The sequence below is a fragment of the Microcoleus sp. SVA1B4 genome (genome assembly GCF_036700545.1).
In the GTDB taxonomy this organism is placed as follows: Bacteria; Cyanobacteriota; Cyanobacteriia; order Cyanobacteriales; family Microcoleaceae; genus Microcoleus.
The window spans coordinates 23,348-49,425 of record NZ_JAUBPB010000035.1; the positions used below are offsets into that span (position 1 = coordinate 23,348).

The 26,078-nt window shown below is 46.0% G+C and carries 27 protein-coding genes and 1 pseudogene; 9 read left to right on the forward strand and 19 right to left on the reverse strand.

Annotated features, from left to right (window positions below; genetic code table 11):
- Window positions 1-73 precede the first annotated feature (73 nt).
- Window positions 74-1,405, reverse strand: a complete 1,332-nt coding sequence (locus tag QT987_RS17015; protein WP_333241992.1) for a class I SAM-dependent methyltransferase — start codon at window positions 1,403-1,405, stop codon at window positions 74-76.
- Window positions 1,406-1,774: 369 nt separating this feature from the next.
- The gene (locus QT987_RS17020; protein WP_333241994.1) at window positions 1,775-2,362 is read right to left on the reverse strand and encodes a Uma2 family endonuclease; all 588 of its coding nucleotides are present in this window, start codon (window positions 2,360-2,362) and stop codon (window positions 1,775-1,777) included.
- 141 nt (window positions 2,363-2,503) lie between these two features.
- Here QT987_RS17020 and QT987_RS17025 point away from each other — a divergent pair, with 141 nt between their 5' ends.
- The 3 genes from QT987_RS17025 to QT987_RS17035 all read left to right on the forward strand — a co-directional run bounded on the left by QT987_RS17025 (window position 2,504) and on the right by QT987_RS17035 (window position 4,772).
- The gene (locus tag QT987_RS17025; RefSeq protein ID WP_333218384.1) at window positions 2,504-2,692 is read left to right on the forward strand and encodes a hypothetical protein; all 189 of its coding nucleotides are present in this window, start codon (window positions 2,504-2,506) and stop codon (window positions 2,690-2,692) included.
- Between the two features lie 108 nt (window positions 2,693-2,800).
- Window positions 2,801-3,418 carry a Uma2 family endonuclease gene (locus QT987_RS17030; protein WP_333241996.1) on the forward strand — a complete coding sequence of 206 codons (618 nt, stop codon included), beginning with the start codon at window positions 2,801-2,803 and terminating at the stop codon, window positions 3,416-3,418.
- A 178-nt stretch (window positions 3,419-3,596) separates the two neighbouring features.
- The gene (locus QT987_RS17035; protein ID WP_333241998.1) at window positions 3,597-4,772 is read left to right on the forward strand and encodes an AI-2E family transporter; all 1,176 of its coding nucleotides are present in this window, start codon (window positions 3,597-3,599) and stop codon (window positions 4,770-4,772) included.
- A 255-nt stretch (window positions 4,773-5,027) separates the two neighbouring features.
- Here the strand turns inward: QT987_RS17035 and QT987_RS17040 are convergent, their stop codons facing one another.
- The gene (locus QT987_RS17040; protein WP_333242000.1) at window positions 5,028-5,678 is read right to left on the reverse strand and encodes a Uma2 family endonuclease; all 651 of its coding nucleotides are present in this window, start codon (window positions 5,676-5,678) and stop codon (window positions 5,028-5,030) included.
- Window positions 5,679-5,976: 298 nt separating this feature from the next.
- Between QT987_RS17040 and QT987_RS17045 the strand changes: the two genes are divergently transcribed.
- The gene (locus QT987_RS17045) at window positions 5,977-7,152 is read left to right on the forward strand and encodes a homocysteine biosynthesis protein (RefSeq protein ID WP_333242003.1); all 1,176 of its coding nucleotides are present in this window, start codon (window positions 5,977-5,979) and stop codon (window positions 7,150-7,152) included.
- A gap of 85 nt (window positions 7,153-7,237) precedes the next feature.
- Here the strand turns inward: QT987_RS17045 and QT987_RS17050 are convergent, their stop codons facing one another.
- On the reverse strand, window positions 7,238-8,488 hold the full coding sequence (locus QT987_RS17050) for a hypothetical protein (RefSeq protein ID WP_333242005.1): 1,251 nt from the start codon (window positions 8,486-8,488) through the stop codon (window positions 7,238-7,240).
- A 581-nt stretch (window positions 8,489-9,069) separates the two neighbouring features.
- Between QT987_RS17050 and QT987_RS17055 the strand changes: the two genes are divergently transcribed.
- Both QT987_RS17055 and QT987_RS17060 read left to right on the forward strand, forming a co-directional pair.
- Window positions 9,070-9,978: a tetratricopeptide repeat protein gene (locus QT987_RS17055; protein WP_333242007.1), complete on the forward strand. Its 909-nt coding sequence runs from the start codon at window positions 9,070-9,072 to the stop codon at window positions 9,976-9,978.
- Between the two features lie 257 nt (window positions 9,979-10,235).
- Complete coding sequence (locus QT987_RS17060) at window positions 10,236-11,129, forward strand: Uma2 family endonuclease (RefSeq protein WP_333242009.1); 894 nt, start codon at window positions 10,236-10,238, stop codon at window positions 11,127-11,129.
- Window positions 11,130-11,166: 37 nt separating this feature from the next.
- On the opposite strand, the gene QT987_RS17065 is transcribed toward QT987_RS17060, so the two are convergent.
- The 3 genes from QT987_RS17065 to QT987_RS17075 all read right to left on the reverse strand — a co-directional run bounded on the left by QT987_RS17065 (window position 11,167) and on the right by QT987_RS17075 (window position 12,090).
- The gene (locus QT987_RS17065; protein WP_172191064.1) at window positions 11,167-11,448 is read right to left on the reverse strand and encodes a type II toxin-antitoxin system RelE/ParE family toxin; all 282 of its coding nucleotides are present in this window, start codon (window positions 11,446-11,448) and stop codon (window positions 11,167-11,169) included.
- Window positions 11,448-11,672 carry a hypothetical protein gene (locus QT987_RS17070; RefSeq protein WP_333242011.1) on the reverse strand — a complete coding sequence of 75 codons (225 nt, stop codon included), beginning with the start codon at window positions 11,670-11,672 and terminating at the stop codon, window positions 11,448-11,450. The genes QT987_RS17065 and QT987_RS17070 overlap by 1 nt, the downstream gene beginning before the upstream one ends.
- A 265-nt stretch (window positions 11,673-11,937) precedes the next feature.
- Window positions 11,938-12,090, reverse strand: a complete 153-nt coding sequence (locus QT987_RS17075) for a hypothetical protein (RefSeq protein WP_333242013.1) — start codon at window positions 12,088-12,090, stop codon at window positions 11,938-11,940.
- 22 nt (window positions 12,091-12,112) lie between these two features.
- On the opposite strand from QT987_RS17075, the pseudogene QT987_RS17080 reads away from it, so the two are divergent.
- Window positions 12,113-12,220 (forward strand): annotated as a pseudogene (locus QT987_RS17080) (Uma2 family endonuclease); the annotation flags it as partial.
- A gap of 67 nt (window positions 12,221-12,287) precedes the next feature.
- Here QT987_RS17080 and QT987_RS17085 read toward each other — a convergent pair.
- The 4 genes from QT987_RS17085 to QT987_RS17100 all read right to left on the reverse strand — a co-directional run bounded on the left by QT987_RS17085 (window position 12,288) and on the right by QT987_RS17100 (window position 15,599).
- Complete coding sequence (locus QT987_RS17085) at window positions 12,288-12,608, reverse strand: helix-turn-helix transcriptional regulator (protein ID WP_333242015.1); 321 nt, start codon at window positions 12,606-12,608, stop codon at window positions 12,288-12,290.
- 119 nt (window positions 12,609-12,727) lie between these two features.
- Window positions 12,728-13,087 carry a type II toxin-antitoxin system RelE/ParE family toxin gene (locus QT987_RS17090; protein WP_333242017.1) on the reverse strand — a complete coding sequence of 120 codons (360 nt, stop codon included), beginning with the start codon at window positions 13,085-13,087 and terminating at the stop codon, window positions 12,728-12,730.
- Between the two features lie 340 nt (window positions 13,088-13,427).
- Window positions 13,428-15,155 (reverse strand): succinate dehydrogenase/fumarate reductase flavoprotein subunit, encoded by a 1,728-nt coding sequence (locus QT987_RS17095; protein WP_333242019.1) that lies wholly within the window; start codon window positions 15,153-15,155, stop codon window positions 13,428-13,430.
- Window positions 15,156-15,284: 129 nt separating this feature from the next.
- Complete coding sequence (locus QT987_RS17100) at window positions 15,285-15,599, reverse strand: hypothetical protein (protein WP_333242021.1); 315 nt, start codon at window positions 15,597-15,599, stop codon at window positions 15,285-15,287.
- Between the two features lie 522 nt (window positions 15,600-16,121).
- On the opposite strand from QT987_RS17100, the gene QT987_RS17105 reads away from it, so the two are divergent.
- Complete coding sequence (locus tag QT987_RS17105; protein WP_333242023.1) at window positions 16,122-16,847, forward strand: lysophospholipid acyltransferase family protein; 726 nt, start codon at window positions 16,122-16,124, stop codon at window positions 16,845-16,847.
- 92 nt (window positions 16,848-16,939) lie between these two features.
- Window positions 16,940-17,761, forward strand: coding sequence for an alpha/beta hydrolase (locus QT987_RS17110; protein ID WP_333242025.1), 822 nt, complete (start codon window positions 16,940-16,942; stop codon window positions 17,759-17,761).
- A 322-nt stretch (window positions 17,762-18,083) separates the two neighbouring features.
- Here QT987_RS17110 and QT987_RS17115 read toward each other — a convergent pair whose 3' ends face one another.
- The 8 genes from QT987_RS17115 to QT987_RS17150 form a co-directional block, all read right to left on the reverse strand.
- Window positions 18,084-19,148, reverse strand: a complete 1,065-nt coding sequence (locus QT987_RS17115; protein ID WP_333242027.1) for a linear amide C-N hydrolase — start codon at window positions 19,146-19,148, stop codon at window positions 18,084-18,086.
- Between the two features lie 223 nt (window positions 19,149-19,371).
- Window positions 19,372-19,734, reverse strand: coding sequence for a hypothetical protein (locus QT987_RS17120; RefSeq protein ID WP_333242029.1), 363 nt, complete (start codon window positions 19,732-19,734; stop codon window positions 19,372-19,374).
- Between the two features lie 133 nt (window positions 19,735-19,867).
- Window positions 19,868-21,463, reverse strand: coding sequence for a tetratricopeptide repeat protein (locus QT987_RS17125; RefSeq protein WP_333242030.1), 1,596 nt, complete (start codon window positions 21,461-21,463; stop codon window positions 19,868-19,870).
- Window positions 21,464-21,774: 311 nt separating this feature from the next.
- Window positions 21,775-22,182 (reverse strand): hypothetical protein, encoded by a 408-nt coding sequence (locus QT987_RS17130; RefSeq protein WP_333242032.1) that lies wholly within the window; start codon window positions 22,180-22,182, stop codon window positions 21,775-21,777.
- Between the two features lie 271 nt (window positions 22,183-22,453).
- Window positions 22,454-23,275 carry an RNA polymerase sigma factor gene (locus QT987_RS17135; RefSeq protein ID WP_333242034.1) on the reverse strand — a complete coding sequence of 274 codons (822 nt, stop codon included), beginning with the start codon at window positions 23,273-23,275 and terminating at the stop codon, window positions 22,454-22,456.
- 384 nt (window positions 23,276-23,659) lie between these two features.
- Window positions 23,660-24,232: a DUF2996 domain-containing protein gene (locus QT987_RS17140; protein ID WP_333212670.1), complete on the reverse strand. Its 573-nt coding sequence runs from the start codon at window positions 24,230-24,232 to the stop codon at window positions 23,660-23,662.
- A 183-nt stretch (window positions 24,233-24,415) separates the two neighbouring features.
- Window positions 24,416-25,303 (reverse strand): hypothetical protein, encoded by an 888-nt coding sequence (locus tag QT987_RS17145; RefSeq protein ID WP_333242036.1) that lies wholly within the window; start codon window positions 25,301-25,303, stop codon window positions 24,416-24,418.
- 137 nt (window positions 25,304-25,440) lie between these two features.
- Window positions 25,441-25,995: a hypothetical protein gene (locus QT987_RS17150; protein WP_333242052.1), complete on the reverse strand. Its 555-nt coding sequence runs from the start codon at window positions 25,993-25,995 to the stop codon at window positions 25,441-25,443.
- Window positions 25,996-26,078: the final 83 nt, after the last annotated feature.

The following is a 26,078-nucleotide window of genomic DNA, read 5'->3' on the forward strand; positions in this document are numbered from 1 at the left end:
TTTGACTCCTAAGAGTAACTTACCCCTTTTCAATAACTTTCATATCACTCGCTAACCAAATTTTTGAGCAGCCTCAAACCAAACGCTCGAAAAGTATGTATAGAAAGACTTCTAGGCTACTAAGGAGTTCTTTAACTTCCTCAAAAGCTTTTTCTGGCTTAGCTTGCTCAAGAGTGATAGGATGTAGGGGTCTGAGTTTGAGCCAACGCTCTACAAGACACATGACCGACTGTGGCCGATCAGTTTCCCACAAAGGTAGTAGGCTAGCCGCCATCATACTATCTACCGTAATTGGTACTCGCGTAGGCAGACTTACGTAGCGGCTTATCTCGAAAACTTTGTGATTAGTGATAGCATTCACTAGATCGTTTTTTAACTGAGGTGTTCTGAGTTGAGGGTGCAGATAAACTCGAACTTGCTGCCAGTCAGATTGCGTCCATTCATACACCTCTCTAAAAGAGTGAGCTTGATTAGGATGACCACACCAAAAGTCAATCAATCGGTTGACCGGGTGAAATAACTCAAATAGGTGTAGTCGGAGTTCAACAGGAAGATCCGGCAAGCTCATCGCCAAAAATGCGGGCAAGTTTTCGGGATTTTTGAACAAGTCTGCTAACTCCCATTGTCGCCAATTCACCATGCTGATGAATTCTAAATTCGCTTCCCTTAAAGCTGCAAAAACTTCTGGAATCGTGTAGCCTTTATCGCCTTGAAGGAGATAGTTGGCCAGCAGCCATTCTTCATTTTTTTCTACTGGCAAATTCCAAGTTCTTGCCTTGATCGCTACATTATCTTGTAATTCTTCTATAATTTCTTTAGCGATACCTATTTCCATTTCTCGGGGGTTTTCTTCTAATAAACCCATTATCTTAAATACTTTTTGAACTGCATAATAAGAAGCGCGTTGGAGAGAACTATGAAGGTTAGCGCGAATGATGCCATCGGGCTTTAAAACGGCTTGCATTGCCTGAAGACCGACCACAGGATCGGGTACTAAATAAAGGACATCATCACAGTTGATATAGTCAAACTTTAAACCTAAATCGGGTAAATCCTCAAGGGGTAGAGCATAAAAATCAGTGTTATTGAAACCGTGATATTGTAACCGCTGTCTGGCCAACTTGACCGACTCCTCAGATATATCTACTCCTATAATTTTTGCCCCCGGATTTGCTTCTGCTAACATCAGAGATTTGTAGCCACTGCCACAGCCCGCATCTAAAATAACTTTACCTTCAGTATCTATAACTTTTTGATTTCTTAAATAGTAAGCTGTTACCAGATTATGAATATAGAGAGATTGATACTCTGTTTTGGGAGAGTGGTCGAGGGGAATTTTAGGGTAAGGAGCTTTGTCAAATTGTTGACGAATTTTCTCGATTAACTCTGATTCTTGGTTATCCATTCTCAATCAAGCCTAATATTACCAAATTACCTGGTGGGACATTCCTATTCTAAAATAGAAAGGCATCCGAGCCGCGCCGTCTTGGGCCAAATCTATTGCCCCCCAATTTTCCCACCTGCTGCCATATTGTATCACCAAAGACCTATTCTATAAACACCAACACCGCATTTATCCTGAAAGTATTCCCGATCTCGATCGCCCTCTCCTCGCCATTAAGTACGGCGGCCCCATTCTATCCATACCCTCAACGGCTGCGATCACTCTAATCGCCGTGTTTACCCGTACTATTATCCTTGCCGCACTGCTAAGCTGGCGATCGCCCCAACCTACTCAAATCAAGTTAAGCATAAAAAAATAGGTGCGATCGCCCTAACCAGAAATGCCTCTCCTAAACTCTCTCATCGCTTCCACACTCGAAGCCATCAGCAAGCAGCGACACAATAAGTTAATATCTAAATCTGGCAAAACCACACTTGAAGAAATTTTTTCATAACCCTCAGAACCCAAGCGATACATAGCCAATACACCATCCTCCCAGAACCAGACTTCAGCAACTCCTAGTGCTCGATAGCGCTGCAATTTTTTGACAGTACCGCTAGTGAAGACTACTTCGATACATAAATCGGGGGGAGAATTTGAGGTTATGCGTCTCCCAATAAAATAAGATTCATCAGCTTGTGCAGATACTACCCCTTCCTGTTCTTGGGTAAAGCTTCCCGTAGGTGCAAACTCAATTTCATTTTCGGCACAATAGATAGACAGCAGCGTACAAATTGTCCGACTGAAAAATTCGTGTTCTGGGGAAACTGCCAAGATTTCTACCTCTCCTCTGTAATAAAACAACCTCGTCCCAGGGGAGTCTGAAAACCCCTGTTCAATTAGCTTGAACTGTTCCCAGCTAATCCCGGACTGAATGAACCGTTGGTCTAGTGGCTGTAAAAGTGTCTGTGTCATCATGAGAACCTCAATCAAGTTCAGGGTTTAAAACAACATTCATCGCCTCTTTCCTGTTAAAAACTCTAAGGCGCGATCGCAGCCGCAACACAATACTTGCGATAATAATCTCAATGCCTAATTATACAACCCACTACCACCTCCATGAACACCAACATCAGCCCCATCCTCAAAGTATTCACCCTATCCGCCGCCCTTTCCCTGGCCATCAAATACGCAGGGCCTAGCTTATCCATCCCCTCTACCGACCTCAACGCCCTAATCGCCGTCTTTACCCCCAGTATCATCCTAGCTGCTATCCTCGGCTGGCGATCGCAACAACAGCAGCAGTAGACACGCCATCAAAAAGTGCGATCGATCTACACTAGGTCTAAAGACTATGTTTTTGCCCCAATCTTAATTCCCCGTACAGCTATCAAAACCAAACTTGAGGCACTCACCATGATTCAAATCATACCTGAATTAGTAACATTCGATGAATTCATTGACTGGTATCCTGAAAATTCAGAACACCACTACGAACTGCACAATGGAGAAATTGTTGAGATGCCAAAAGCAACAGGTAAACATTCTAAAGTGGCCGGTTTTACCAGCGGCTGGTTATTTCTCGAAATAGAACGCTTAAACCTACCCTACTTCATCCCCAAAGAATGCGTCATCAAACCCATGCGCGAGGAATCTGGATATGAACCAGATATTATTGTACTTAACGAACAAACCATTGGAAACGAGCCGCGATGGGAGAAATCATCAATTATTACAATGGGTTCATCAGTCCCCCTAATCGTCGAGGTAACTAGCACTAATTGGGGTGATGATTATGCCCTAAAGCTTGAGGCTTATGAGTCAATGGGTATTCAAGAATATTGGATTATAGACTATCTAGGATTGGGCGGCAGACGGTTTATTGGCCACCCCAAGCAACCAACCTTTTCGGTTTACCAACTAATTGACGGGGAATACCAAGTCAAACTGTTCCGAGGAGGCGAGGGTATTGAGTCCCCAACTTTCCCAGAATTGAAGCTGACAGCGCAGCAGGTGTTCGCAAAAGGGAATTGAGGAGGCTGCTTGTACTAATGTCCGAGTAGGGGTATCCGATTAAAGATGCGATCGCCCGCATCTAAGGTATCTTATAGAGATGCGATTTATCGCTTCTGGGCTGCAAAGCAATTACCAAGCTGCAATTCCCATACCCTATTCCTCAATCTAAAATCTAAAATCTAAAATCTAAAATCTAATGAAGCTAGGACAGTGGATGGGCTTATTAGCCCTCATCGCATCTTGTTACATCCTGTGGCAAATCAGGCAGGCCCTACTGCTGCTGTTTGCGGCCGTCGTCTTAGCCACAGCCTTAAACAGACTAGCACGCTACTTACAAAAATTCGGACTCAAAAGATCGATCGCTGTACTCTTATCAGTTAGCTTCCTAATCCTCGTATTCGTAGGCTTATTCCTGATAATTGTACCGCCCTTTACCCAACAGTTTCAACAACTTACCCAAAGAGCCCCTCAAGGAATAGAAAGATTAAATCAGTGGATAGATCAATTTGAGGGTCGCTTTTCAGGGCAATTTGGTCAGCGACTGCCAAATCTTGATGTTAACGACATCATGCAACAACTGCAACCTTTATTCAATCAACTCGTCGGCGGTGCAGGAGCCTTTGTAGGCAACACATTAGGCGTTATCCTCAGCTTTTTGCTCGTCATAGTTTTGACATTGATGACATTAGCAGAACCTCTATCTTACCGCAAAGCATTCATCCAACTATTTCCCTCTTTTTATCGGCGACGAGTCGATGGCATCTTAGATGAATGCGAAATAGCTCTAGGTCGATGGGTCATCGGGGCTCTCATTAGCATGAGTGTGATTGCTTTTTTGAGCTTAATTGGTCTGTCAGTCTTGCAAGTTCCCCTACCGCTCGCTCACGCTGTAGTAGCAGGATTTCTTAACCTAATTCCCAATATAGGCCCCACCCTGAGCGTCATCCCCCCAATGACGATCGCACTTTTAGATTCTCCCTTGCAATCCGGTTTTGTCTTCATCCTTTACTTTCTAATTCAACAGTTTGAAAGTAACGTCCTCACCCCCTACGTCATGGCACAGCAAGTATCACTGCTGCCAGCAGTAACATTAATAGCTCAAGTATTCTTCGCCACCTTCTTTGGATTTTTAGGCTTATTGCTAGCCCTCCCCCTCACCGTTGTAGCTCAAGTTTGGATTAGGGAAGCCCTAATTAAAGATATTCTAAACCAGTGGAGTGCCAGCCCTAAAACCTTAGCAGCAATCGATTCTGCTATCCATGAAAAACAAGAATCTCTAGGAGTCGCCGAAAGCTTGCCAGAAAAATATTTACCTGAACAGAAACCCGACATCCCCGATCATGCTGAAAATGAGGCTCCTGACAATCAATAGTTAAAATTCATAATGACCGAAAGCCTCCAGGATACAAGCCCCCGGATTGATTCCTTCGCAGACTCAGGACCCAGAAATAAAAAACCTGTATCCGATGAAACTTGCCCCCCGAATTTATACGTGGCGTCAAGGCTTCAATCTAAAATCTAAAATCTAAAATCTAAAATCGATTGACTTCACTCCTGATTCATTCCCAGTTATAGGACAGAATTATTCACTACCAACTTAGGAAATTTGTGGTACTAACACCCTCAACTAACTATCTTCAAGCCTCGCATTTTTTACCGTATCTCTGCCGGCGCTAAAAATCTGTTGAACCGTCAAATTTAACTGCGGAAATGTGGGCGACAAAACCCGCTCGTTCCCTCTAAACTGACTGACTTGATACTCACCGTCAACCAACTGGTAAACAGAAAAAGTAGGTTGTTTAGGATTGCCAATATAGCGTCGCCCGCCAAGTCCCAAATAGTCCGCAATCCAGTATTCAGAAATGCCCAAAGCTTCGTAGTCAACCAATTTGTAGCCGTAATCATCCCGCCAATTGGTACTGACAACTTCGACAATTAGCCGGACAGAACTACCCATTGTAATGATAGATTCCTTTTTCCATCTCGGTTCGCTGTCCGTCCCTTGCCTGTCCAAAACGATCGCATCCGGTTCGTAACCAGATAGCTCGTTATCAGCTTTGACAACGCATTCTTTGGGAAGGAAGTAAGGAAGTCCTAATCGTCGGATTTCAAAGTTGAGTTCAGCGACAAGGAAGCCCGCTACTTCTGAATGTTCTCCGGTTGCTTTAGGCATCTCAACAATAGCTCCATTGTGCAGTTCGTAACGGTTTTCAGAATTTTCAGGATACCAGTCAATAAATTCATCGAAGGTGACTGGTTTTAATATCGCTTGAGTCATGGCGATCGCCCTTTATTTGATTTATGATATTGTTATTGTATCCGTTATAATTTACATCTTGCATCATTATCAAGAACAGGCTTTCCGGCCTGTTCCACGAAGAGTGAATTTTATTGTGGAACAGGCCGGAAAGCCTGTTCATAAAAGGCTTGTTGAGAATGGTGCAACATCTCAGTTATAATATATTGATTTTATCTCAAACAACCAGCTCGATAGACAATCCATCAATCCAAAATCAAAATTACTCCAAAATCAATCAATTCAAAATCTAAAATCCAAAATCTAAAATCTAAAATATATGAGATCGATCGACGAAATCAACGATAAAATCAGCCAGGGCAAAGCCACAGTCTGGACAATCGAAGAACTCAAAACTAGAGTTCAAGAAACCAGCATTACCCAAGCAGCCAAAGAAGTCGATGTCATTACCACCGGCACCTTCGAGCCCATGGAATCCTCCGGTGCAATCATCAACCTCGGCCATACCGACCCGCCGATAAAAATCCGCCAGTGCTGGCTAGACGGCGTTTTAGCCTACTCCGGCTTCGGGGCAGTAGACCTGTACCTGGGAGCCACCCAAGTAGCCGAAGACGGCGAAGAATCCCGCGAACGGGGAGGCGGACACGTCATCGAAGACTTAATAGCCGGCAAACCCGTGCAGTTGCGAGCCTTGGGACAAGTAACAGACTGCTACCCGCGCGCCTCCTTTGAAACCACAATTACCCGCGATACAATCAACCAGTTTTATTTATTCAATCCCCGCAACGCATATCAAAACTTTATTGTTGGCGTCAACGGGGGCGATCGCCCGCTGTTCACCTACCTTGGCCCCCTGCAACCAAACCTCGGCAACGCCGTCTATTCGAGCCTAGGAGCCATGTCTCCCCTGCTCAACGACCCAGACCTCGAAATTATCGGCATCGGCACCCGCATCTTCCTAGGAGGCGCCACCGGCTACATCACCTGGGAAGGAACCCAGCACTTCCCGCTGCAAAAACGCCAGCCCAACCGCACCCCCATCGGCCCCGCTGCCACCCTCGCACTAATCGGCGACGCCAAACAGATGAACTCCAAATGGGTGCGGGGCTGCTACTTCAAAAACTACGGCCCATCCCTGATGCTGGGAGTCGGCATCCCGTTTCCAGTCTTAAACGAAACCGTCGTCGCCCACTGTGCAGTATCAGACAAGAAAATAGTAGCGCCGGTGGTAGATTTCTCTATCCCCCGGCGCGTTCGTCCCACATTCGGTTTAGTCAGCTATGCTCAATTAAAGACTGGCCGCATCCTGATAGAGGGCAAACCAGTACGGGCCGCCCCCCTTGCGAGTATGTTTCTCTCCCGGCAAGTAGCATTGGAATTGAAGCAGCAAATTGAAGCGGGTCAATTTACCCTCACGGCCCCAGTTGCTCCCCTACCCACTGACAGAGTATTTCTCCCGCAAGATTTGTGGGGCGCACAAGTCCGGCTCGAATAAAGGATTTTAGATTGGCGATTTAGCGGTTGTAAATTAGTCTTGGACACACTAATCTAAAATCTAAAATCTAAAATCTAAAATTGGTTCATTCCTCGATCGGCTTAGGCTTCTTAATTGGCTTAGGAAGAGGTTCCTTCGGGACAGGCGGTGGTGCAGCAGCAGCGGACTTGATAGTAGGACGCCCTACTGGAGCACCGTCACCGCTGGGTCTAGGAGTAAACGGACGCTTCCCTCCTCCTTTGAAGCCACCGGGCGGCTTGCTGCCAGGGGGGAATTTCCGCTTTTTAATCGGCAGGGCACCAATATTATTAGCCTGCTCAATCATCAGACTGTCAGCTTTCAATTTGACGTGGAAATCCCAAAAAAACCCGATCGCTTTTGTTGCTAAATCTCCCTTGAGTTTCAGTTTAAAAAACTTCATCTTGTCGTCATTCTTGCGAGGAGCTTGCTTGATTTTGACGATGACATACTTTTCTCCCTCTTGGGATTGATAAATCACCTCACCTCTAATCGAAAAATAGCCATCTTCAACATCAGGTTCCGAGGGAGGCAAAGATGCGGTCGATGCTTCGCCACTAGCCTCAATCTCCGCTGCTTCCTGATTTTCTTCCTCATCAGAGGACGGTTCGGGAGATTTCTTGAGCGTTTCCGGCTCCCAAACCCCCATAATCTGGGCGTGCAAGTTGCCGTCTTCTTGTCTGGTGCGGGGATAGACCACCCACAGGTGTTCTTGTTCCAGCTCCAGGTGATTTTTGACTAAACTCATAACTCTACCCAGCAAAACTGCGTCGATGGCAGTTCCGTCGGCAGCTATCAGCATACCCCGGGTGAATTGCTCTTCTGATGGCGTGTAGCGGCCCCGCACCAAACCAACAGCTCGGTACTGTCTGGGTTCGCTGGGGGGGGGAATGGGATGTTGGCGCATGACGGATGGTATGTCCTCAGCGGCCTGACTTTCGTTAGCGGCAGGCTCGGCGTTTGCCGGCGGTGCGACTGCTAGGGCTGGAGTATCGCTGACAGGTGTCGAAGACGCTGCAGACGCCGGGGGGGCAGGAGCATTGCTGGGCTGGTCTTGTGGCTTTGTTTTGTCCTTGTCGGGGGCAGAACTGTAGCGTGGTCGTTGCAGCCTATCCTTGGACGCTGGGGCGTCTGTTGGCGTTGCCGGTTGATTTTGGTCAACAGGCGCAGCCAACGCCGAAGGCACCGAACTTTCGTCTGGTGTCTCAGGAATGGAATCTGTATCTTTAGGCGGATTGACGGCCTGTTCGCTGGGCTGAGCCTTGCGAGTTGAAGTAGATTTGGACGATTTGGAAGACCGGTTGGGAGAGGGGTTCATAAAAACTCCTTGCAGCGGAGACACATCCCTTAAGGGAAATTAGGAATAAACTGAAGAAACTGCTTTAAAAACTACTAGCACCTGACTTGGGGCTTGCGCCCGGAGGTCTGGTTGTGACCCGTCAACGCCAACTTTCAACGCTACGAATGCCGATCGGTTCGCTGGCTGCTAAAATCCTTGCGAATAAGGACTTTGGGAGTTGCTGACCGATCGATCGCCGATCGCGCTGATCTGGAGTTGCTGGCTAATAGCATTTAGGATATTCAGCTTGCCTATTTTACTTAATCCAATTACCTAACGGCCTGATCCGCCATATTTTCGGTAATTTTTAGCTTGACCAGACTAAATTGGACAGACACCGCAGTCCTTGGGGCTGCGGGTCTGAGTGTCCAAAATTGTTTAGCTAGCATGGAGTTGTGGGTCTGTTACCATATTAGCTGCAAGTAAAAGGCTGCTTTGTCCGTTCGGACTTTGAAGTTAAGAACTTTTATGGTTGCATGGATCTAGTTAAATGGCCCACGCCCCCGGGCGAGGCGTTAATTCTTAGAAAATAGTAGATTTTAAGCTGGGATAGTTGAATTATGGAAAAAGCAAATAAGCGTCGTGGGTTGATTACTGTGGTGGTGGTGCTGTCGCTCATCGCTTTTTTGGGATTTTCTCTAGTTCCCATTTTGGACAGTATTCTCAAGGCCAGCCAAGCCCAAAGTACGTCAACTCCAACACCTACTCAGACGGCGCAGTCTGGGGAGAAGCAATCAGAGTTGCTGCAAGCTCAGGCTAGGGGGTACGAATTGGTTTTGCAGCGGGAACCTGACAACGTAACGGCTTTGCGGGGATTGTTGCAGGTGCGGCTGGAGTTGATCGGCCAAGGAGTGGGCGACATTAAGGATGCGATCGCTCCTTTGGAAAAGTTGGCTTCACTGAATCCCGAGACTACTGAATACGGAATTTTGCTGGCTCAGGCTAAGGAACGCACGGGCGATCGCGAAGGGGCTGCTCAAGCTTACAGGTCAATTTTAGCGTCTAAGCCTGGGGAAATTAAGGCTTTGCAGGGGTTGGTGAATTTGCTGCTGGTGCAGCAGCGGCCCGAAGCTGCGATCGGATTGCTGCAAGATACGCTGAAGGCGGCTCCGGCTGCAAATCTGGCGAAACCGGAAAGTGTTGATGTAACTTCAGTGCAGTTGATTTTGGGGCAGGTTTATGCTGTGCAGAAGCGCTACGAGGAGGCGATCGCAATTTACGACGAATCTGCTAAGGCTAATCCCAAAGATTTTCGCCCGACTTTAGGAAAGGCGATCGTGCTCAAGGAACAGGGCAAAACAGATGAGGCAAAAACGCTGTTCGATCGAGCTACTGAGTTAGCTCCTCCTAACTATAAAGACCAAATTAATCAGTTAGCTAGTGGCGCTCCTTCGCCTTCTCCTGCGGCTACGACGACTCCCGAACCGGCTGCTTCTCCTAGTCCAGAAGGTGCGCTACCGAAACCTTAAGGAAAGTTTGAAGTAAAAGAGTTTTGAGTTGTCAGTGAAAAATTATTAAGTTAAAAACTTAATAATTTAAACTCAAAACTACTCGCTTTATTCCTAATTACGCAGGACTTACGAAAAGAAATCCGGTTTCTAAGATAAATCTTGGTTGAACAACGACAGATACATAAATAAACCGGGTTTCTCAGTCCTCGCGCGGAGCGTCCTGTTACCGATTACCAATTACTAATTACCAATTAGGTAAGACCTCGGAGGGAATTATGACCCAAAGCGTTGACCGCGTTGTTCTACCTCCTGCTTTTCCAGACCACACTCAATTACCAGACTCCGACGGTATTTTTGTTAAAAATTTTCAGGAGCATCCGCAAAGTTTAATTTTAACAGATTCGATCTGGCCAATTATGCAGGCACGGCATCCTGACGGACAATATGCGATCGGTCAAGACTGCGGCATTTACTGGCGCGAAACCGAGCCGCCGGAAAAAGGTGCAGAAGCTCCTGATTGGTTTTATGTTCCCAATGTACCTCCTAATTTAGACGGTCAAATTCGCCGTTCCTACGTGCTGTGGCGAGAACACATAGCACCATTAATTGCTTTGGAATTTGCTAGCGGGAACGGGGATGAAGAGCGCGATTCCCTTCGGGATAGCTTCGCTTCACGTACTCCTTTATCTCGCACCGATGAAGGGCTAGTCACTAAACCTGGAAAGTTTTGGGTTTACGAGCGGGTGATGCGAATTCCCTATTACGGCATCTATGAAATTAACAGCGGTCGATTAGAAGTTTATCGGTTGATGGAGGGGTATTATCAACTGTTAGAACTCAATCAACGCGGTCATTTTCCCATTGCATCTTTAGGGATAGCATTGGGACTTTGGCAAGGCATTTATCAAAATCAAAGTATGCTGTGGCTGCGGTGGTGGGACGAGGAAGGTAATTTGCTGTTGATTGGCGATGAAAGAGCAGAATTAGAGAGATTGCGAGGGGAACAACAGCGGGAAAGGGCCGAGAGTGCAGAACAAGCACGACAAGCTGAATTTCAGGCAAGAAGGGATGCAATTCCCCGCTTGTTGGGAATGGGATTGAGTGCCGAACAAGTGGCGGAGGCGTTAAGTTTATCCGTGGAGGAAGTGACGGAGAATGCTGGAGAGTGAGATAGTCAGAGAGAATTGGGCAAAAGGGCGATCGGTCTTAATAGACTTCATCATGAGAACCCATTTTGAGCAATAAAATAGCTTCCTCCTCATCTTCTGGATCAGTCACAAACTCAAATAAAATCCGATAATCATAATCTATTGAACACGACCAGATACCCGATAAATCTCCTGTCAGTTTGTGAGTTCGCAAGCTGGGGTTAAAGCAGTCTTCAGACAAAAGTTCAAGCGTAGCTTCAATTAAAAGGCGAAGCTGAGGATTTTTACGAACTAACTTTTTGAAAGTACGAATAGATTTGGGAGTCCAACCAATTTTCATCAATCATCCAACTCCGCCATAAAATCGGCTACCGACCCAAATTTAACATTGCCCTCAGCATACTCTTGACGAACTTCTGCCACTTCCTTGAGTAATTCATTTCGTCGCTGTTGTCGCAGACGATTCTGAAGAATATCTAGAAGCAGGGCTTGATCTTCTAATGATAAAACTTCTACAGCTTCAAGAGCTTGCTGGAATTGAGATGTCTGTGTTGTTTGGCTCATATATTATATTTAACTGTATGATACCGGATAAAAGCAGTATAACACTGCCAAGTTTGCAGTCATCCCCCAGAGTTGAATAAACAGCAAATTCAGTAGATTGTGTTTACTCTTCTGACCACGAGATAGGTTGTCCATCGTGTTGATAAGAATAATCTTCTGGCGACGGATCTCCGTCCCAAGGAGGTGCTTTTGCTTACCTCTGGTATTGGTTGCAATTTTTATTTCTGATAGTCCTGGACGCATGGAACCCAGAAACCGGGTTTTTTTACAAAAATACTTCGTTGCAGCCCGCACCCAAGGTAAAAAACCCGGTTTCTTTTGTCCGAGTGCGTCCAGGACTGTTTGAAAAACGTTCGGCTTTGACAGCTAGCAAAATATGGTTGAGCATATCTATGCTTGGCGAACCTGTAGTTGTCAATTAGTAAGGTGCGAACTGCCCAAGAAGGGATGCTATTCCCCGATTGTTGGGAATGGGTTTGAGTGTCGAACAAGTGGCGGAGGCGTTAATTTTATCTGTGGAGGAAGTTAGCCACAATTATCACGGCTGAGATAGTTTTATCGGGATAAAGTTAACTTCAAATTCTCGAAGATTCTCAAATTTCAACTGTCTGCTTCTCAGCTTTTGGAAGAAGTAATAGCAAGTGCCACATCCTCGCGAGTTGCTCCCAGCGCTAGCATTGTCCTTACCATCAAATCAAGAGAAACAGACGGATCGCCAGCTTCTATTTTAGCTACCCGTGACTGACTAGATTTAATTTTCTTAGCCAAACTTTCTTGAGAAAGATTTTGACTAAGGCGAAGCTGCTTCAAGCGTTTAATTAGAGACAGCTTCATCTCAAGAAAAGCAATTTCTTCGGCTGAAAGTTCTAGAAAGTCTGCGGCATCTCCCACCCGCCAACCTGCTGCTTCTAAACGTTGACGTTTAATGGCATCCATTGTAATTATTACCTCTTTTTTAAATTATATGAATTGCACAGAGCAAGGATTGTGAATGGTGAATTGTCTCTCAATTTGTAAGGTGGGCATTGCCCACCCTAAAGGAAGTCCTGAAATAACTAGGTTTCTCCTGAGCTTTGATCGTACAATCTCAGTCGTTTTTGACTGTTTTCGATCGCGCGCTTAGGCGTTTTCTGGGTAATTTTTTGAAACACCTCTGCAATGACAATAGCATCTGAGTCAATCCGGTAAATAATTCGCCACTGTTTACCGGCTTCACTATCATCGATCCGCAATTCGTGGCAGTGAGGGCTGATGCTTGGCATAGGCCGAGAGACAGGCATGGCTAAAATTTCTCCATTTTGTAACATCCTTAATAAAATCCCTGCCTCAATTCGCGCTGAGGCGGAAAAAGGGGGAGTTTTTACGGAGCCTCTGATGAGCCAAACAACATCTTTGTTCTCGCCTTGGGATTCCATAAATTAAGTAGTCTAGTCATAAAGTTTACAAATATGTCGTATCTGACATAATTATAGCGCAAGATAACTAAAAGTGGTAGAAGAGACTAAAGATTGCCGAATTTCCTCTCAATTGGTAAGGTACGCATTGCCAGCCAGCCCAGTCAAGGTGCGATCCTCTTCGAGGGCTGCGCTAACGACTGATTTGCGTCATTCTAGGCGGTGGCGATCGGCAATAAACCTGGTTTATTACCGATCGCCTTTTAAAAGAATCAGATTTAACGATCGCCCGCTACGCAATTTCAAGCGTTTGAGGGATTTCTTCACCACCTTAATAGGGCTGGCATTGCCCACCTACAAATTAATACTTCCTCTCCTGCGGCTCAAACATCGTAATCGCCACCGGCATATAAGCCAAATCAATCCCCGCAGGCGAATAATAAGCCAGCGTATGCTTCAAAAAATTCCCATCATCGCGCTCAGTAAAATCTTCCCGCGAATGAGCTCCCCGACTTTCCTGCCGATTCAAAGCAGAAGTTAAAATCATTTTTCCGACAATTATCAAACTCCGCAACTCCAAAGCTTCCACAATTTCCGTATTCCACAACTTGCCTTTATCGTCTAAGTAAACCTCCTCATATTGTCGCTCTAAATCCTCCAATTTGTTTAAACCTTCCTGCATCAATTCGGCGCTACGAAATACGCCACAATACTCAGTCATAGTATCTTGATACTGCTGCCGGATTTGATTGATGCGGTATTTTCCGGGACGCTCTACAAGTGCCTGAATTTGCTCTTTTGCTTCCGTAATATAACGCTGTTCGTCTACGGTAGGTAACTTGCGATTTTGTACGAATTGTGCTATGGTCGCGCCAGTAACTTTGCCGTAAACGACGCATTCCAACAGCGAATTGCTGCCCAAACGGTTAGCGCCGTGAACCGACACGCAAGCTGCTTCCCCGGCTGCAAAGAAACCGTCTACTAAACTATCAGGACTGCTGCGAACTTGCCCGCTAACATTAGTAGGAATTCCCCCCATTGAATAGTGGACGGTAGGGCGCACGGGCATCGGCTGATTTACGGCATCAATTCCTAACAAACGGTGGGCTTCTTCCCAAGCAAAAGGAATTTTGCTCATAATTTTTTCGCGTCCCATGTGCCGCAAATCTAGGTAGATAAAGGGGCCGCCGGCACTACCATCAACATTAATTCCTCGGCCGGCGCGAATTTCTATGGAAATTGACCGCGAAGTGATATCCCTAGGCGCTAATTCCATCCGCGACGGGGCATAATTCGCCATAAATCGATCGCCCTCTGAATTAATCAAATAAGCGCCTTCGCCCCGCACAGCCTCGGAAATCAACACTCCCACGGGATACAAACCCGTCGGGTGAAACTGTACAAATTCCATATCTTCCAGCGGCAATCCAGCTAAAGCCGTCATCGCCAAACCGTCTCCCGTCGAGGCGTAATCGTTCGACGTGGTATTGTAAACTCGGCCGTAACCCCCCGTAGCAAACATCACCGCCTTAGCGCGCACGACCTCAATTTGACCGTCTAGCAGGCTATACATAACTACCCCCTTGGCTTGGCCTTCTTCCAAAATCAGGCGCGTGACATACCACTCCTGATAGATGTGAACTCCGCAGCGGCGCAGATTGTTGACTAATTCGTGGAGGATGGCGTGACCGGTTTTGTCGGCGGCGTAGCAGGTGCGGCGGTGGGAATGTCCGCCGAAAGCGCGCTGGGCAATTCTGCCGTCTGGGAGGCGGGAAAAGAGGACTCCCATGTGTTCTAAATCTATGACTACACCGGGGGCTTCGCGGGTGAGGATTTCTACCGCGTCTTGGTCGGCTAAATAGTCTGAACCTTTTACTGTGTCGAAGGCGTGGGCTTTCCAACTGTCTTCGGGATCGACATTTTGGAGGCTGGAGGCCATCCCACCTTGGGCTGCGACGGAGTGCGATCGAATCGGGTGAGTTTTGGCGACGACAGCTACCTTTAAACTGGGGTCAGTCCGGGCAATTTCTACTGCGGCGCGGCAACCTGCTAAACCGCCGCCTACAATGATTACGTCGTGTTCTAGCATCTTTTTGAATTATTTTGAGTGTTCTGCTCAACTTATCGTGACGCAAAAAAAAACTTCCTACCAAAAGAGCAGGAAGTTTTTTAACTTTTGATTTGAATGGGAAATCAAAAGTTAAAATTTCACATTGGACTAGCCGGCGCTTTCGACAGGCTGCTGATTGGACTGATTTCCCGTTGCAGAAGGTTGAGTTTCCGTACCGGGTTCTACAGCAAGCACTTCAATGTTATTTAGCAGAGTTGTAACGAAAGCAAACAGCAAGAAGGGCAGAGACAGCACTAAAATCAAGCCGACGGTAGCCAAGGCGAAGATTTGGCGGGCGCTACTCCACAAGGCGAGTGCCGACGCTAGACTTAGGAAGATGACTATCAGCCAAACAATGATTTGACCGTAAATGTCGCCAAAGGTGAGCGTACATCTAAGGCGATAGTTTTGGATGTTATTCATTTGATGCCTCGCGAGATTGCTATTACGACTTGTCCAAAAATACTTTGACAGTGCGTCAATGCCCACTGTAAATTTCTAAGTTTAGCTGCCGCAACCTGGTTTTAGGGCTGTTTTAAACATTTTTATAGAAGTTTGCAACAACACTTTATGAATTTTTGTTTCTGACTGGGAAATTTGGCCGAAACAAGACTTACGCACTCCGACAAAGAAACCGGGTTTTTTACTGTTTTGGCGGGCTGTAACGCGTCTTTTCGCAAAAAACCCGGTTTCTGGCAACCCCTGCGTCCAGGACTAAGCTGTTCTGAATCTAAATCGTATTTTTTGTGCGGGCTATAAGCCCAACCCCTACTCCCCACAAGAACTTTATCAAATTTTAGTTCACAGTTTAAATGTCCAACAGCTTACGAAACAAAGGCACAAGGGGAAAGTCTACTTTTTGAGGGAGCCCCGACTTGGTAAAGAAATGTTAAGCTGCGTGGAAATGGAATCAACCTTTATAGCGTCGCACCTGTCTTTTCGCCCATGTCTTCAGAGAGCAAATTGCTGATTTCGCGCTGTTTCCTGGCTGGTTTGGGAACGCAGATGTTTATGTACCGCGAAGACCGGATTCCCCAAGAGAGTCCGGTGCTGGTGGTGAGCAATCACCGCAGTTTCTTAGATCCTGTGCTGCTGACGGCGGCTTTGGGTCGATCGATCCGCTTTGCTTGTCATCATTACATGGGTCAAGTTCCGGTGATGAGGGAAGTGGTCACGACTTTCGGCGCTTTCCCCTTGGAAGCACCAGAACACCGACAGCAGCATTTTTTCTCTCAAGCAACAGCGCTACTGCAAGGCGGGGAGATGGTGGGGGTGTTTCCAGAGGGTGCAGAACCGATGGTGAAGCTGACTGGCCCGAATACTGTGGGGAAGTTTCAGCGGGGATTTGCTCATTTGGCTTTGCGGGCGCCGGTGCGGGATTTGGCAGTTTTGCCGGTGGCGATTAGTTCCTTTGAGGAACAGTCAATACGATCGGGTGTACCGCTCAAGTTGTTGAGTTTGTTTGATCCTTCGGAACCGCTGTTCGATCGATCTGGGTGGCATCCTGTGATAATTTATCAGCGAGTTAATGTTTTAATCGGCCAGCCTTACTGGATTACTGTCGAGAGACAGCAGCAATATCGAGGCAAAAAAGCCAAAGCAGTTGTGGCTGAACTCACAAACCACTGTCAGGGAGAAATTGCCGAATTACTCCAACGAAATTGTTTGTAAGTTTGTTGACTGTTGACTGTTGACTGTGGGCTGGTGTCAGATTTCCAATCTAAAATCTAAAATCTAAAATCTAAAATCGCTTGACTTGAATCATGGCAAATGCTAACAACAAGATTCGTTTCCTAACCCCCAAACCGCCGAAACCCGATCGCCCTTTATTTGTATTTCTGCCCGGTATGGATGGCAGCGGTTTGCTACTGCGGCCGCAAATTTCTAAATTAGCAAATGATTTCGACATTCGCTGCTTAACGGTACCGGCTGACGACATGGCTAGTTGGGAGGTACTGGTTAGCGAAACAATTGCCTTAATTGAAGCAGAAAAGCAAGCCGGAAAGCCGAAGCGGCCGGTTTATCTCTGCGGCGAGTCATTTGGGGGCTGTTTAGCGATGAAAACTGTTTTAGAAGCTCCTCAATTGTGCGATCGATTAATTTTAGTCAATCCAGCTTCTTCGTTTCGACAGCAGCCTTGGGTGCAGTGGGGCTCGTATCTGACTCAGTGGCTGCCGGCCAACCTTTATCCGCTGTCGGTAATCGGTTTATTGCCGATATTAGCATCATTAGGAAAGATTGGGCGCGACGATCGCCGCGCTTTGCTAGAAGCGATGCAAGCGGTACCGCAAAACACGTCTGTGTGGAGATTGGCCTTAGTGCGATCGTTTAATGTTGACGAAAATCAGTTGCGCGGCATCAAACAGCCGACGCTAGTAATTGCTAGCGGTGCCGATCGGCTGCTGCCTTCTCTAGTAGAAGCGAAGCTTTTAGTCAAGGTAATTCCCAATGCTGAAATGGTGCTGCTGGCTAACAGCGGTCATGCTTGTTTGTTAGAAACAGATGTTAACCTTCATGGGATTATGCAAGCTCGCAATTTTTTGACAAAATCCGAAGAAAATCGGTCATTAGTCAGCAGTCAATAGTCAATAGTCATTGGGCATGGGGCATTGGGCATCTCCGAAAAACAATCTTATCGGCATCAGCAATTAGCAATTAAGTAGATGAGTGGGAAAATACATAAGTATGTCATTGTTCGTTAAACGTCGCAATTCGCTTACGGTTCTAGCAGCTTTACATGGGGATGCTACGCTTTTGCGATCGCCTGTGTGCAATCACTAAGAAGTGCGATCGCTCTCCAGCGAGAGGGCTTCGTAGACATCGCACCGACAATTGAGAAGGTGCGTTACGAAGACAGCTAACGCACCCTACAAGAGCAAGCGAGCGCACTATAAAAATGAATGACGATTAGCTTATATGGGTGCGTACATAGAGGTGCAAGCTATCAGTGGATACGTTGTTCCCAAACAGATCTTCGGCAGGTGTCAATTTCTCGGATACATCACCGATCGCTTCCCGATTCTTGGCCATATCGAAGACACGAACACCACTGCCTTCTTTGAAGTCTAACTTCTTGGCATCAAGCCAGATCAGAGTTGGATAAAGGGATGATTCGTACAGATAGAGTTTTTCTGTGAGAGCAGCGACTGTACGCCATCGGGTTGATGAGGCATAAGCACCGGAGTCTGGTACTCGAAACGGTTGTGCGGTAGAACGCATCACACTTAAAACCCCAGCGATCGCTTCCCGTTGGTTTGCTGGCTCAGGGAGACTCTTTAAATAAAAGACACCACGAACAAAACGGTCAGCAGCATCAGTAGTACCAGGCAAGTCTAGCTCACCACCAAACCCTTCGTACTTCTGGAGATTTAAAAGCTGTTCTTTGAAGGGAGGAGAGTTAGTCAGGACATTGTACTGCATCGAATAATTAAGAATGTCGCCACTGTAGTAGATGTTTCTTTCTACACTATCTCCATTTTTAAGATACTCGATAATGACCGACTCACCCTGAGCATCTTCCATCGCCAGGTGGCATTGGACTTTGTCTTCCCCATTTCCCTTTTTTATCTTGGTTGGGACAAATTGCAGATCTTTATTTTTTTCCAAGTGTTCAACAACTTCCCTAACGGTGGCAAAGTTATCAAGGAAATATTGCAGTCCTCGATTGCCATCAAGGCCTGGTTTGCTTTCATCACGCTCCCCATAATAACTTTCAGTAAGCCAATTAGCATGAATTGCTAATCCCTTTTCATTCATTCCGTCACTTGTAGCCTGATCGTACACAGAAGCAGCAATGCTGCCATATTTTGAGACCCACCCTATAAATTTGCCCTTGACATCACTTTTCCGTTTTAGTCGAGCAGGAAAGACCCAGAGCTTTTCTTCCATATCAAAACCCCAGTCCATATTACGACCGCAGACTGAAGAAGATTTGTCACCAACCTTTCCTGTCCATAGTATTCGCGTACACATAGTTTTGTCTCCTTATGATTTTATACCAGTTCAATGATTAGAATGCGATCGCTATTCTCTCGACAAAAAAGCGATCGCACTAAAACGTAGGGTGGGTTGGCGACAGCGTAACCCATCGAGTTTAATGATACGAATGGTGCGTTACATTTCATTAACGCACCCTACAAGCTCGGCGATCGCACTATGTTTTTAGCTGTGCGCTTCCTGACGTAATTCTTTATGGTCACTCTTTCACATATACACGAATGGATTTACTCTCATCAGGTAAATCTCTGAAAGCACCAACTATCAATATAGGCATCCTATTTGAGGATTTGGATATACATTGTTCCGTGGGGGTAGCTTTTAGTAAGTCTGGTTTGTTCATTCCTGATATAATCATCATCCAACCACTTAATTTATCAGTTGTCTGGAAGCAAATCGTGTTCCCTCCCCTATGGCTTGGTATAAATTTAAGATCTCTATCATTAGGAACGAGAATCTTATCTGCTTTGATGACCATCTCTGCTAAGGCTGTACCAACGACACCAAAAGAAATTCCAACAGTAGTGATTAAAACCACTCCTAGTTTTTTGACAATAGTCATACGACAATACCTTTTTTGTGACAATTTACGTTGATTAGTGGTGTTTTTTTTCCCACATCTATTAGACGTTTCCCGATCCCAATTTAGTAATTTTTCGAGTTACGAGGAAATTTTCTCCCCCAAAAATCCCCCCTCAACCCCTAGAACCCTTCCCCTTCTTACCTTTCAACCGCAGCAAACTTTTCTCAACTTCCCCACGCGCTGGATACAACAACTGCTGACTCAAAGCACTTTCATAAGCCTGTATCGCCCCCAACTGATCTTTCAACCCCACCAAGGCTCTCCCTAACCAGTAGTCAGCCATAGCCCCGTTAAACGCTCTCAATTCCTGACATCCCTCACCGGCAACTTTCCACCAGCGCTGACTAGCCCCAACATCCCCCAGCACCTGGTAACTCTCCGCCAGCCACAACGCCGTCGGCACGAATTGCAGAGAAATTCCCGCTGGTAACAACTTCCATCCTTTCTCCAACGCCTCCACCGCTTCTTGATGTTTAAGCGCCAAAGCCAACACCCGCCCATGACGAAACCAAGTATCAACTAACTGCGGCTGAAGTTTTGTGCCCTGCTCAGAAACACTACATCCTCGTTCAATCTCTTTGAAGTGTTCCACCAACACCCGCCCCGCAGTCGCCCAAACACTCCAACGTTCAGGAAATCGTTTCAGCATCTGTTCTGCCACAAAACGCAATTCTTCCCAGCGTTTGGCAGCCAGTAAAATTTCACACAAGACCTGATAAATTGCACAATTATGGGGATACAGTTGATAAGCATTCGCCATCATCTGTGCTGCTTTTTGATAGTCTCTCGTGTCGTATAAGCACCGGCCATAGTAATACCAACCATAAGGATGATTGGGGTGTTGGGCGGTAAACTCTGCTAACACCTCCACACCTTGCCGCCAATCTCCCCGGAAAATGTGATAATAGCCCAGAGAATTGTGAGCCTCAGCCCCATGAGGAGTTTGTAGCAGTAAAGAGGTAATCATCTTTTTCGTCAGTTTCCCCTCTTCACCAGAAACTAATCTCATCTGAAGACGTTGCTCAATTTGTCGTTGCAGTACCCTAAAATCATTCGGAAATAGAGCTATAAGCTTACTCAACTGCTCTGTTGCGGCGCTCATATCCCCCACCGCCAGATTCGCATCATGGCTGTAAATCAACGCCACAACATCATCTGGGTTGATTGCCAAAATTGGCTCTACAGCACTGAGCACGCCAAGATGATTTTCTATCTGCTGATGCACCTGTGCCAAAGCCAGCCGGTGAACGACTTTTTCAGGTTCTAAATGAGTTGCTAAATTAAAGGCAATAATTGCTTGGTCACTCTCACCCCGACAAACTGCAATCAATCCCTTGATATGATGCTGAGTCGCTTCGTTTTCGTACCACGACAAGGCTTTTTCATAGACTTCTATTGCCTCTTTTTCTCGTTTCATTAGCTGCAATAGTTTCCCTAGTTGCAGCCGCACACCCATTAATTGCGCTTGTCGCTCAATCACTTGATGATATTCGGCAACCGCTTGCTGCCAGTCTCCCATCTGGTAAAGCAAATTAGCTAGTTCTAATCTTTTTTTCCATCCTTGGGGATATTTCTGAACATACTTACTTAAAGTGTTCAATTTCTGCTCTTGTCTAATTGGCTTTTCTTCTAAGAAAAAGTGAACATTCATCTCTAGCCCAGAGGATGGGCAGAACTGCACCAATGATGTGGCAAAGTGTCCAGACATAATTTAGACTGGCTATATATAAGGGGAAATAGAATAACTTACGTTGATCAGATTATGTCTTAGTTACTCAAACTAAACAAGCTATAAAAGATTAATTATTATCAAGGAAAATCAATGCGATCGCCTCAATCAATGGCTCTCTCGTAAACAAAAAGCGATATCTACGAGGGGCGTTGCCTACGCACTCCGAAAAAAAGCGATCGCGCCCTTCGTCGAGTGGGCAAGATCGCTTTTTCTTCAAGTTTTTGAACACTGAAATGGAGCAGCACTAAGTTGGTAGTTTTATTGCTTCTCTAAATATATTGTTTAGCTCATGGTAATTTTCTTGCTTCATCAAATATATTGTTTAGCTCATCGGAGTCCTTACGGTTGGCAGATTCCCATGTATCGTCTGCCCAAACTGTTAGCATTCTAAAACATAGCTTAACTGATAACACTTTTTGAGTGTTGCAGTAATCAAATAATCTTTTCTTCCTGTCTGCTGGATCCTTCCATATCTCGTCAAATGCTTTGAACGTGGCATATCCCCCAGGTACTTTACTCAGCATATCCCTGAACTGACCAGCAATTAAATAAGTATCTGGTGTTAAATTTAACTGCCTAGATGGAAGACTTTCAACAGGAAGTTTTACCGTGTCTGACTGAAACTTTTCAGAGGTAATCGAGTTGGTAGCAGCAAAACTGCTTATGGATGTAGATGACCACAGGAGACTTGCCACGAGTGCGATCTGGATTTTGTGGGATGTACTCATTTTTTGTTAAGAAAGATGTAACTAATGCCTGGACTCTAAGCGGTTTTATCTGACCGCTTATTTATTAGTTAGACGTTTTCCCACCCTAATTTGGGAATTTTTCGAGTTACGAGCAAATTTTCTCCCCCAAAATCCCCCCTCAACCCCTATAACCCTTGCTCCTCTTAGCGTTGAGCCGCTGCAATATCCTCTCAACTTCCCCAAAGGCGGGATAAACAACGGCTGACTCAACGCACTTTCATCTCCAGACTGGAACAGTAGTAGAGAGGTAGGAATGATGGGGTAAAGTTTCCAGACATAGTACGGTGACTTGATAGCTAATTTCTTCATCCTGGCTTTTTGGGGGAATTAGTGATTCCCAATTGCATTGGGGTTGAGACTTTTCTGGCAAAGGAATTACCAACTTTAAGGCGGGCGAGGAAGAATTTAGAGGAGTATCATCTTCACCGGCCAGATATTTGGTTAAATGCCTTCGCAGAAAACGTCCGGCTTTGCTCACGCATTTGCGGACGTTTTCTTCAGAGCATAGAAATAGCTTGGCAATATCTTGATAAGATTTATTTTGGTAGTGGTATAAGACAAAAGTATCGCGGATTCTGGGAGGCAAGGAGTCAATTTGGTGGTGGATATATGCCTCCAATTCTAGGTTCATAATATTAGGTTCAGTAAATCCTAAGTTAGAATAAAGTGCTGGATAATCTTCAAATTTAATCTCGTCTATGTTTTCAATTATTAGTGCATCTCGTTTCCGTTTTCGATGCAAATCTATGCAGAAGTTATAGAGAATTTTAGTTAACCAAGCTTTAGGATATTTAATTTGACTTCCATAGTTTTGCCATTCTGTCCAGGCTTTAAGCATTGCCTGACTCAATACTTCTTCGGCATCGAGTGGGTTTGAGTTCATCCACTTGAAACTGCAATGGGAAAGATAATCTTGATGCGCCTGCCATTCTTCCCAAAAAATTGTATTTTTATCTTCAGTTTCATCCCACAGGATTGATGCCGCCACTGATTGAGAAGATGACCTGATTTTTTGAGTTCTATGGCTATTGCTTTCCATTTACATTTACAGCAGATTCCACATTTATGAAGTACACCCGCCTATCGTGAGCTTCCCCGTAGGGATACTCCAAGATCCCAAGGAGTGTCAACTTAAGGTCAAACCCATAGTCCGGCGGGGGTTGAAACCCCCGCCTCAAAGCTAAAGTCCTCTAAAAGAGGACTGAAGAGAAGAATTTTCAACTCATTAGTCCTCTTTGAGAGGACTTTAGCTATTAGACAGGGGTTTCAACCCCTGGCGGACTCCGGGCCCACAGACGAACTTGGCGGGCTTTCAGGCTTAAGTTGACACCAATGGACACTGCCGTGTCCCTACAATTCACAAACCTCGAATACGCTGTATTTCAGCTTACACGGCTCCTCCTCTTCTTATCCCGAACTCAGGTTAATTAAGATTTAGCCATTTTTGAGCGTTAAGCCGCTGGACGACCCCAAACACCATGAGGTCTAGTGTTACCTTACGCTCATCTATCAAAAAAGGCTCTAAAGTGCTGGTTTTGGTATTATTTTCAGCGCAGGAAAACGCCCTTTGACTTTGAATATTTTCTTGAGGAAAATACAGGTTAAATTGGCGCTGACCTTCTTGGAATTTGCCAATTACCTGCCAGCAATCTCCGGCGGAACTCATGCCAGCAACTGGGAGTTTTTGCTTTGCCAAACTCACCTCTAAATCCTTAACGCCCTGCTTAGTCAAAGCAGTTTGCAAAGCGGGCAAATAATCTTGTTGAATAAATTCCGCAAAGGGCTTGTCTTCAACAGCAGGTGCTTTTTCCTTCTTAGCTTTAGCTGGGGGCTTGTCGCCTTCGGCCTTGGCTGGGGGCTTTTTAGCAGCCGCTGGAGGCTTGTCAGTGCTGGGTAAGTCGCTTGTGTCTGGTTCGTCGGAACTTGGGGCGTGATCGATCGCAGCACTGGGAGTTTCGGATTCGCCAGCGGTAGGATTTTTCGGTTCTTCTGACATTAACGCTTCCTGGTAAAAGTGATTGGGTAAGGAGTTGGGAGTTGAGCAAGCGGGCGATCGACTTTCTTGAGGGCACACATTTTATCGAAAACCAACCTGAGAGAATGGCTAGTCAAAAAAATTTGAACTCAAAACACTCTCACAGGGCGATCGTCCGCCAAGATCACAACTCCTTTGGTTATTCTAAATCTCAGCGACAGCTCGTTCAATCAAGCGGCGGGCGAGAGTTTGAACACCAGTGTGTTCGTAGTAGTTGGTAGTGATATCGAGGAATGCGCCCACGTAGTCCACCTTGTCGGCAGAAATGTCTACAAAATTCTGCAAGTGGCCGAGTACGTTTTGGGGAGTCAAACCTCGATCGCTCACAAAAGAGCTCATCCAGCCAGAAACCGAGTTAAAGCTTTCGCCGATAAAGCCGAGTTGACCTGCGGGAGAGCCCCCAGGAATCATGCCCCCGATCGACTGAAAGACCGAATTATCTTGCAAATCGTTCGGGGAGAGTCTCTGAATCCAAGACTGAGTTGCCATGATAAAGTCTGGGCCCAGGGGAATCAAACCATCAAAGCAAACCAAAGCAGCCATCCGCATCAGGGATTCGCCGCCGTAGTCGCCCAAGGAAGCGGCAAAATCGCCGATGCTGTCGCCGGGAATACCGTTGATTTGGCAAAAAGCGAGCAACTCAGTGACTAACTTCAGAGAAAGGTCGATCGTTTGAGCTTTTTCCGGCTTGGGAGTGAGATTGCCCAGAAGGGACAAAAACGGCACATTTTGGGAGACTTTGTTAGCGAGGGCGGCAGTACCCAAAGCCTTGTCGGCATTGTCAATAGTTTGGTAGAGCCAGAGAGCGCGCTGGTAGCCCTCAGATTTATCGTTGTACAGGTAGATGGCGCGCTCGCCAATTTGCTGGATCAGTTCTTCGTCAGTTTCGCCAGTAACGGTGCGAATGGTATTTTCAAAGCCAACTAAATTGTTCCACTCGCCGGGAACCACAAAGTCAAGCGCTCGCAGGGCTTTGACAGTCATGTTGTCTTGAGGCAGTTGATCGACTAATTCAAAGACTGTTTTGCTCACAAAAAACTCCTTATGCTGAAACGAAAATCAAAGGTATTACTTTTGGCAGATTGCAAAACTTCACAGTCTCATGGTGGCAGACTTAGTTCTGATAGCGCCAGACTTGAGTCGGGCGCGGAGTTGGAAAAAAGACATTGCTACTTGAGGCGGGCGAGGCCGCCCAGGTTAAATTTTGACAGCCAAGCTTCCCTATCGCTAGCGGTAAAAGAGGAAGTCCGGGATTGAACTTTCACCTGATAGCGATTTGCCACTAAAACAGCAGTGATATTAGCACCTTGATTAACTGCGGGATAGCCGCCTATTTTCTTGGTACTTTGCTGGAATTTTGCACCTGCGCTGGGGTTGCCGGCGATGTCGTTAATTGAGAGAACCGCGACATTTTTACCGTCTTTGTTCAACTTAGCTTCAGCAAAACCGGATTTTTCTTGAGCAAAAACGCGATCGAATCCACTCCCAGAAGACGGGAAGTATTTATTTAACTTACCGCCTGCAACTGCCTTTTTGGGCAGGTTTTGATTACTAGCAGTTGATTTGTCAGCAGTTGTCTGCTGTGCTTTACCAGCTTTTTGGGTGCTTTCCTCCTGGGCTTTGTCCCAGCGTGATGGGGCTTGGGTTTGGCCGCAGGCGGTCACCAGCAGCAGTACCGAGATCAGGAATGGAGCTAAGATGCGGCGTGCGGGGAAAAATTGCATCGCTGTCTCCTCATTAGTAGGTTTCCATAACAATTGTGGCTTAGAATTTGGCAATTTGTGTCCTCTGAGCGGATGATTTGTCT

Bases quoted from the DNA above. Each gene is read 5' to 3' on its own strand.
- QT987_RS17015 (WP_333241992.1), bottom strand. From the start codon at position 1,405: ATGGATAACCAAGAATCAGAGTTAATCGAGAAAATTCGTCAACAATTT.
- QT987_RS17020 (WP_333241994.1), bottom strand. From the start codon at position 2,362: ATGATGACACAGACACTTTTACAGCCACTAGACCAACGGTTCATTCAG.
- QT987_RS17025 (WP_333218384.1), top strand. From the start codon at position 2,504: ATGAACACCAACATCAGCCCCATCCTCAAAGTATTCACCCTATCCGCC.
- QT987_RS17030 (WP_333241996.1), top strand. From the start codon at position 2,801: ATGATTCAAATCATACCTGAATTAGTAACATTCGATGAATTCATTGAC.
- QT987_RS17035 (WP_333241998.1), top strand. From the start codon at position 3,597: ATGAAGCTAGGACAGTGGATGGGCTTATTAGCCCTCATCGCATCTTGT.
- QT987_RS17040 (WP_333242000.1), bottom strand. From the start codon at position 5,678: ATGACTCAAGCGATATTAAAACCAGTCACCTTCGATGAATTTATTGAC.
- QT987_RS17045 (WP_333242003.1), top strand. From the start codon at position 5,977: ATGAGATCGATCGACGAAATCAACGATAAAATCAGCCAGGGCAAAGCC.
- QT987_RS17050 (WP_333242005.1), bottom strand. From the start codon at position 8,488: ATGAACCCCTCTCCCAACCGGTCTTCCAAATCGTCCAAATCTACTTCA.
- QT987_RS17055 (WP_333242007.1), top strand. From the start codon at position 9,070: ATGGAAAAAGCAAATAAGCGTCGTGGGTTGATTACTGTGGTGGTGGTG.
- QT987_RS17060 (WP_333242009.1), top strand. From the start codon at position 10,236: ATGACCCAAAGCGTTGACCGCGTTGTTCTACCTCCTGCTTTTCCAGAC.
- QT987_RS17065 (WP_172191064.1), bottom strand. From the start codon at position 11,448: ATGAAAATTGGTTGGACTCCCAAATCTATTCGTACTTTCAAAAAGTTA.
- QT987_RS17070 (WP_333242011.1), bottom strand. From the start codon at position 11,672: ATGAGCCAAACAACACAGACATCTCAATTCCAGCAAGCTCTTGAAGCT.
- QT987_RS17085 (WP_333242015.1), bottom strand. From the start codon at position 12,608: ATGGATGCCATTAAACGTCAACGTTTAGAAGCAGCAGGTTGGCGGGTG.
- QT987_RS17090 (WP_333242017.1), bottom strand. From the start codon at position 13,087: ATGGAATCCCAAGGCGAGAACAAAGATGTTGTTTGGCTCATCAGAGGC.
- QT987_RS17095 (WP_333242019.1), bottom strand. From the start codon at position 15,155: ATGCTAGAACACGACGTAATCATTGTAGGCGGCGGTTTAGCAGGTTGC.
- QT987_RS17100 (WP_333242021.1), bottom strand. From the start codon at position 15,599: ATGAATAACATCCAAAACTATCGCCTTAGATGTACGCTCACCTTTGGC.
- QT987_RS17105 (WP_333242023.1), top strand. From the start codon at position 16,122: ATGTCTTCAGAGAGCAAATTGCTGATTTCGCGCTGTTTCCTGGCTGGT.
- QT987_RS17110 (WP_333242025.1), top strand. From the start codon at position 16,940: ATGGCAAATGCTAACAACAAGATTCGTTTCCTAACCCCCAAACCGCCG.
- QT987_RS17115 (WP_333242027.1), bottom strand. From the start codon at position 19,148: ATGTGTACGCGAATACTATGGACAGGAAAGGTTGGTGACAAATCTTCT.
- QT987_RS17120 (WP_333242029.1), bottom strand. From the start codon at position 19,734: ATGACTATTGTCAAAAAACTAGGAGTGGTTTTAATCACTACTGTTGGA.
- QT987_RS17125 (WP_333242030.1), bottom strand. From the start codon at position 21,463: ATGTCTGGACACTTTGCCACATCATTGGTGCAGTTCTGCCCATCCTCT.
- QT987_RS17135 (WP_333242034.1), bottom strand. From the start codon at position 23,275: ATGGAAAGCAATAGCCATAGAACTCAAAAAATCAGGTCATCTTCTCAA.
- QT987_RS17140 (WP_333212670.1), bottom strand. From the start codon at position 24,232: ATGTCAGAAGAACCGAAAAATCCTACCGCTGGCGAATCCGAAACTCCC.
- QT987_RS17150 (WP_333242052.1), bottom strand. From the start codon at position 25,995: ATGCAATTTTTCCCCGCACGCCGCATCTTAGCTCCATTCCTGATCTCG.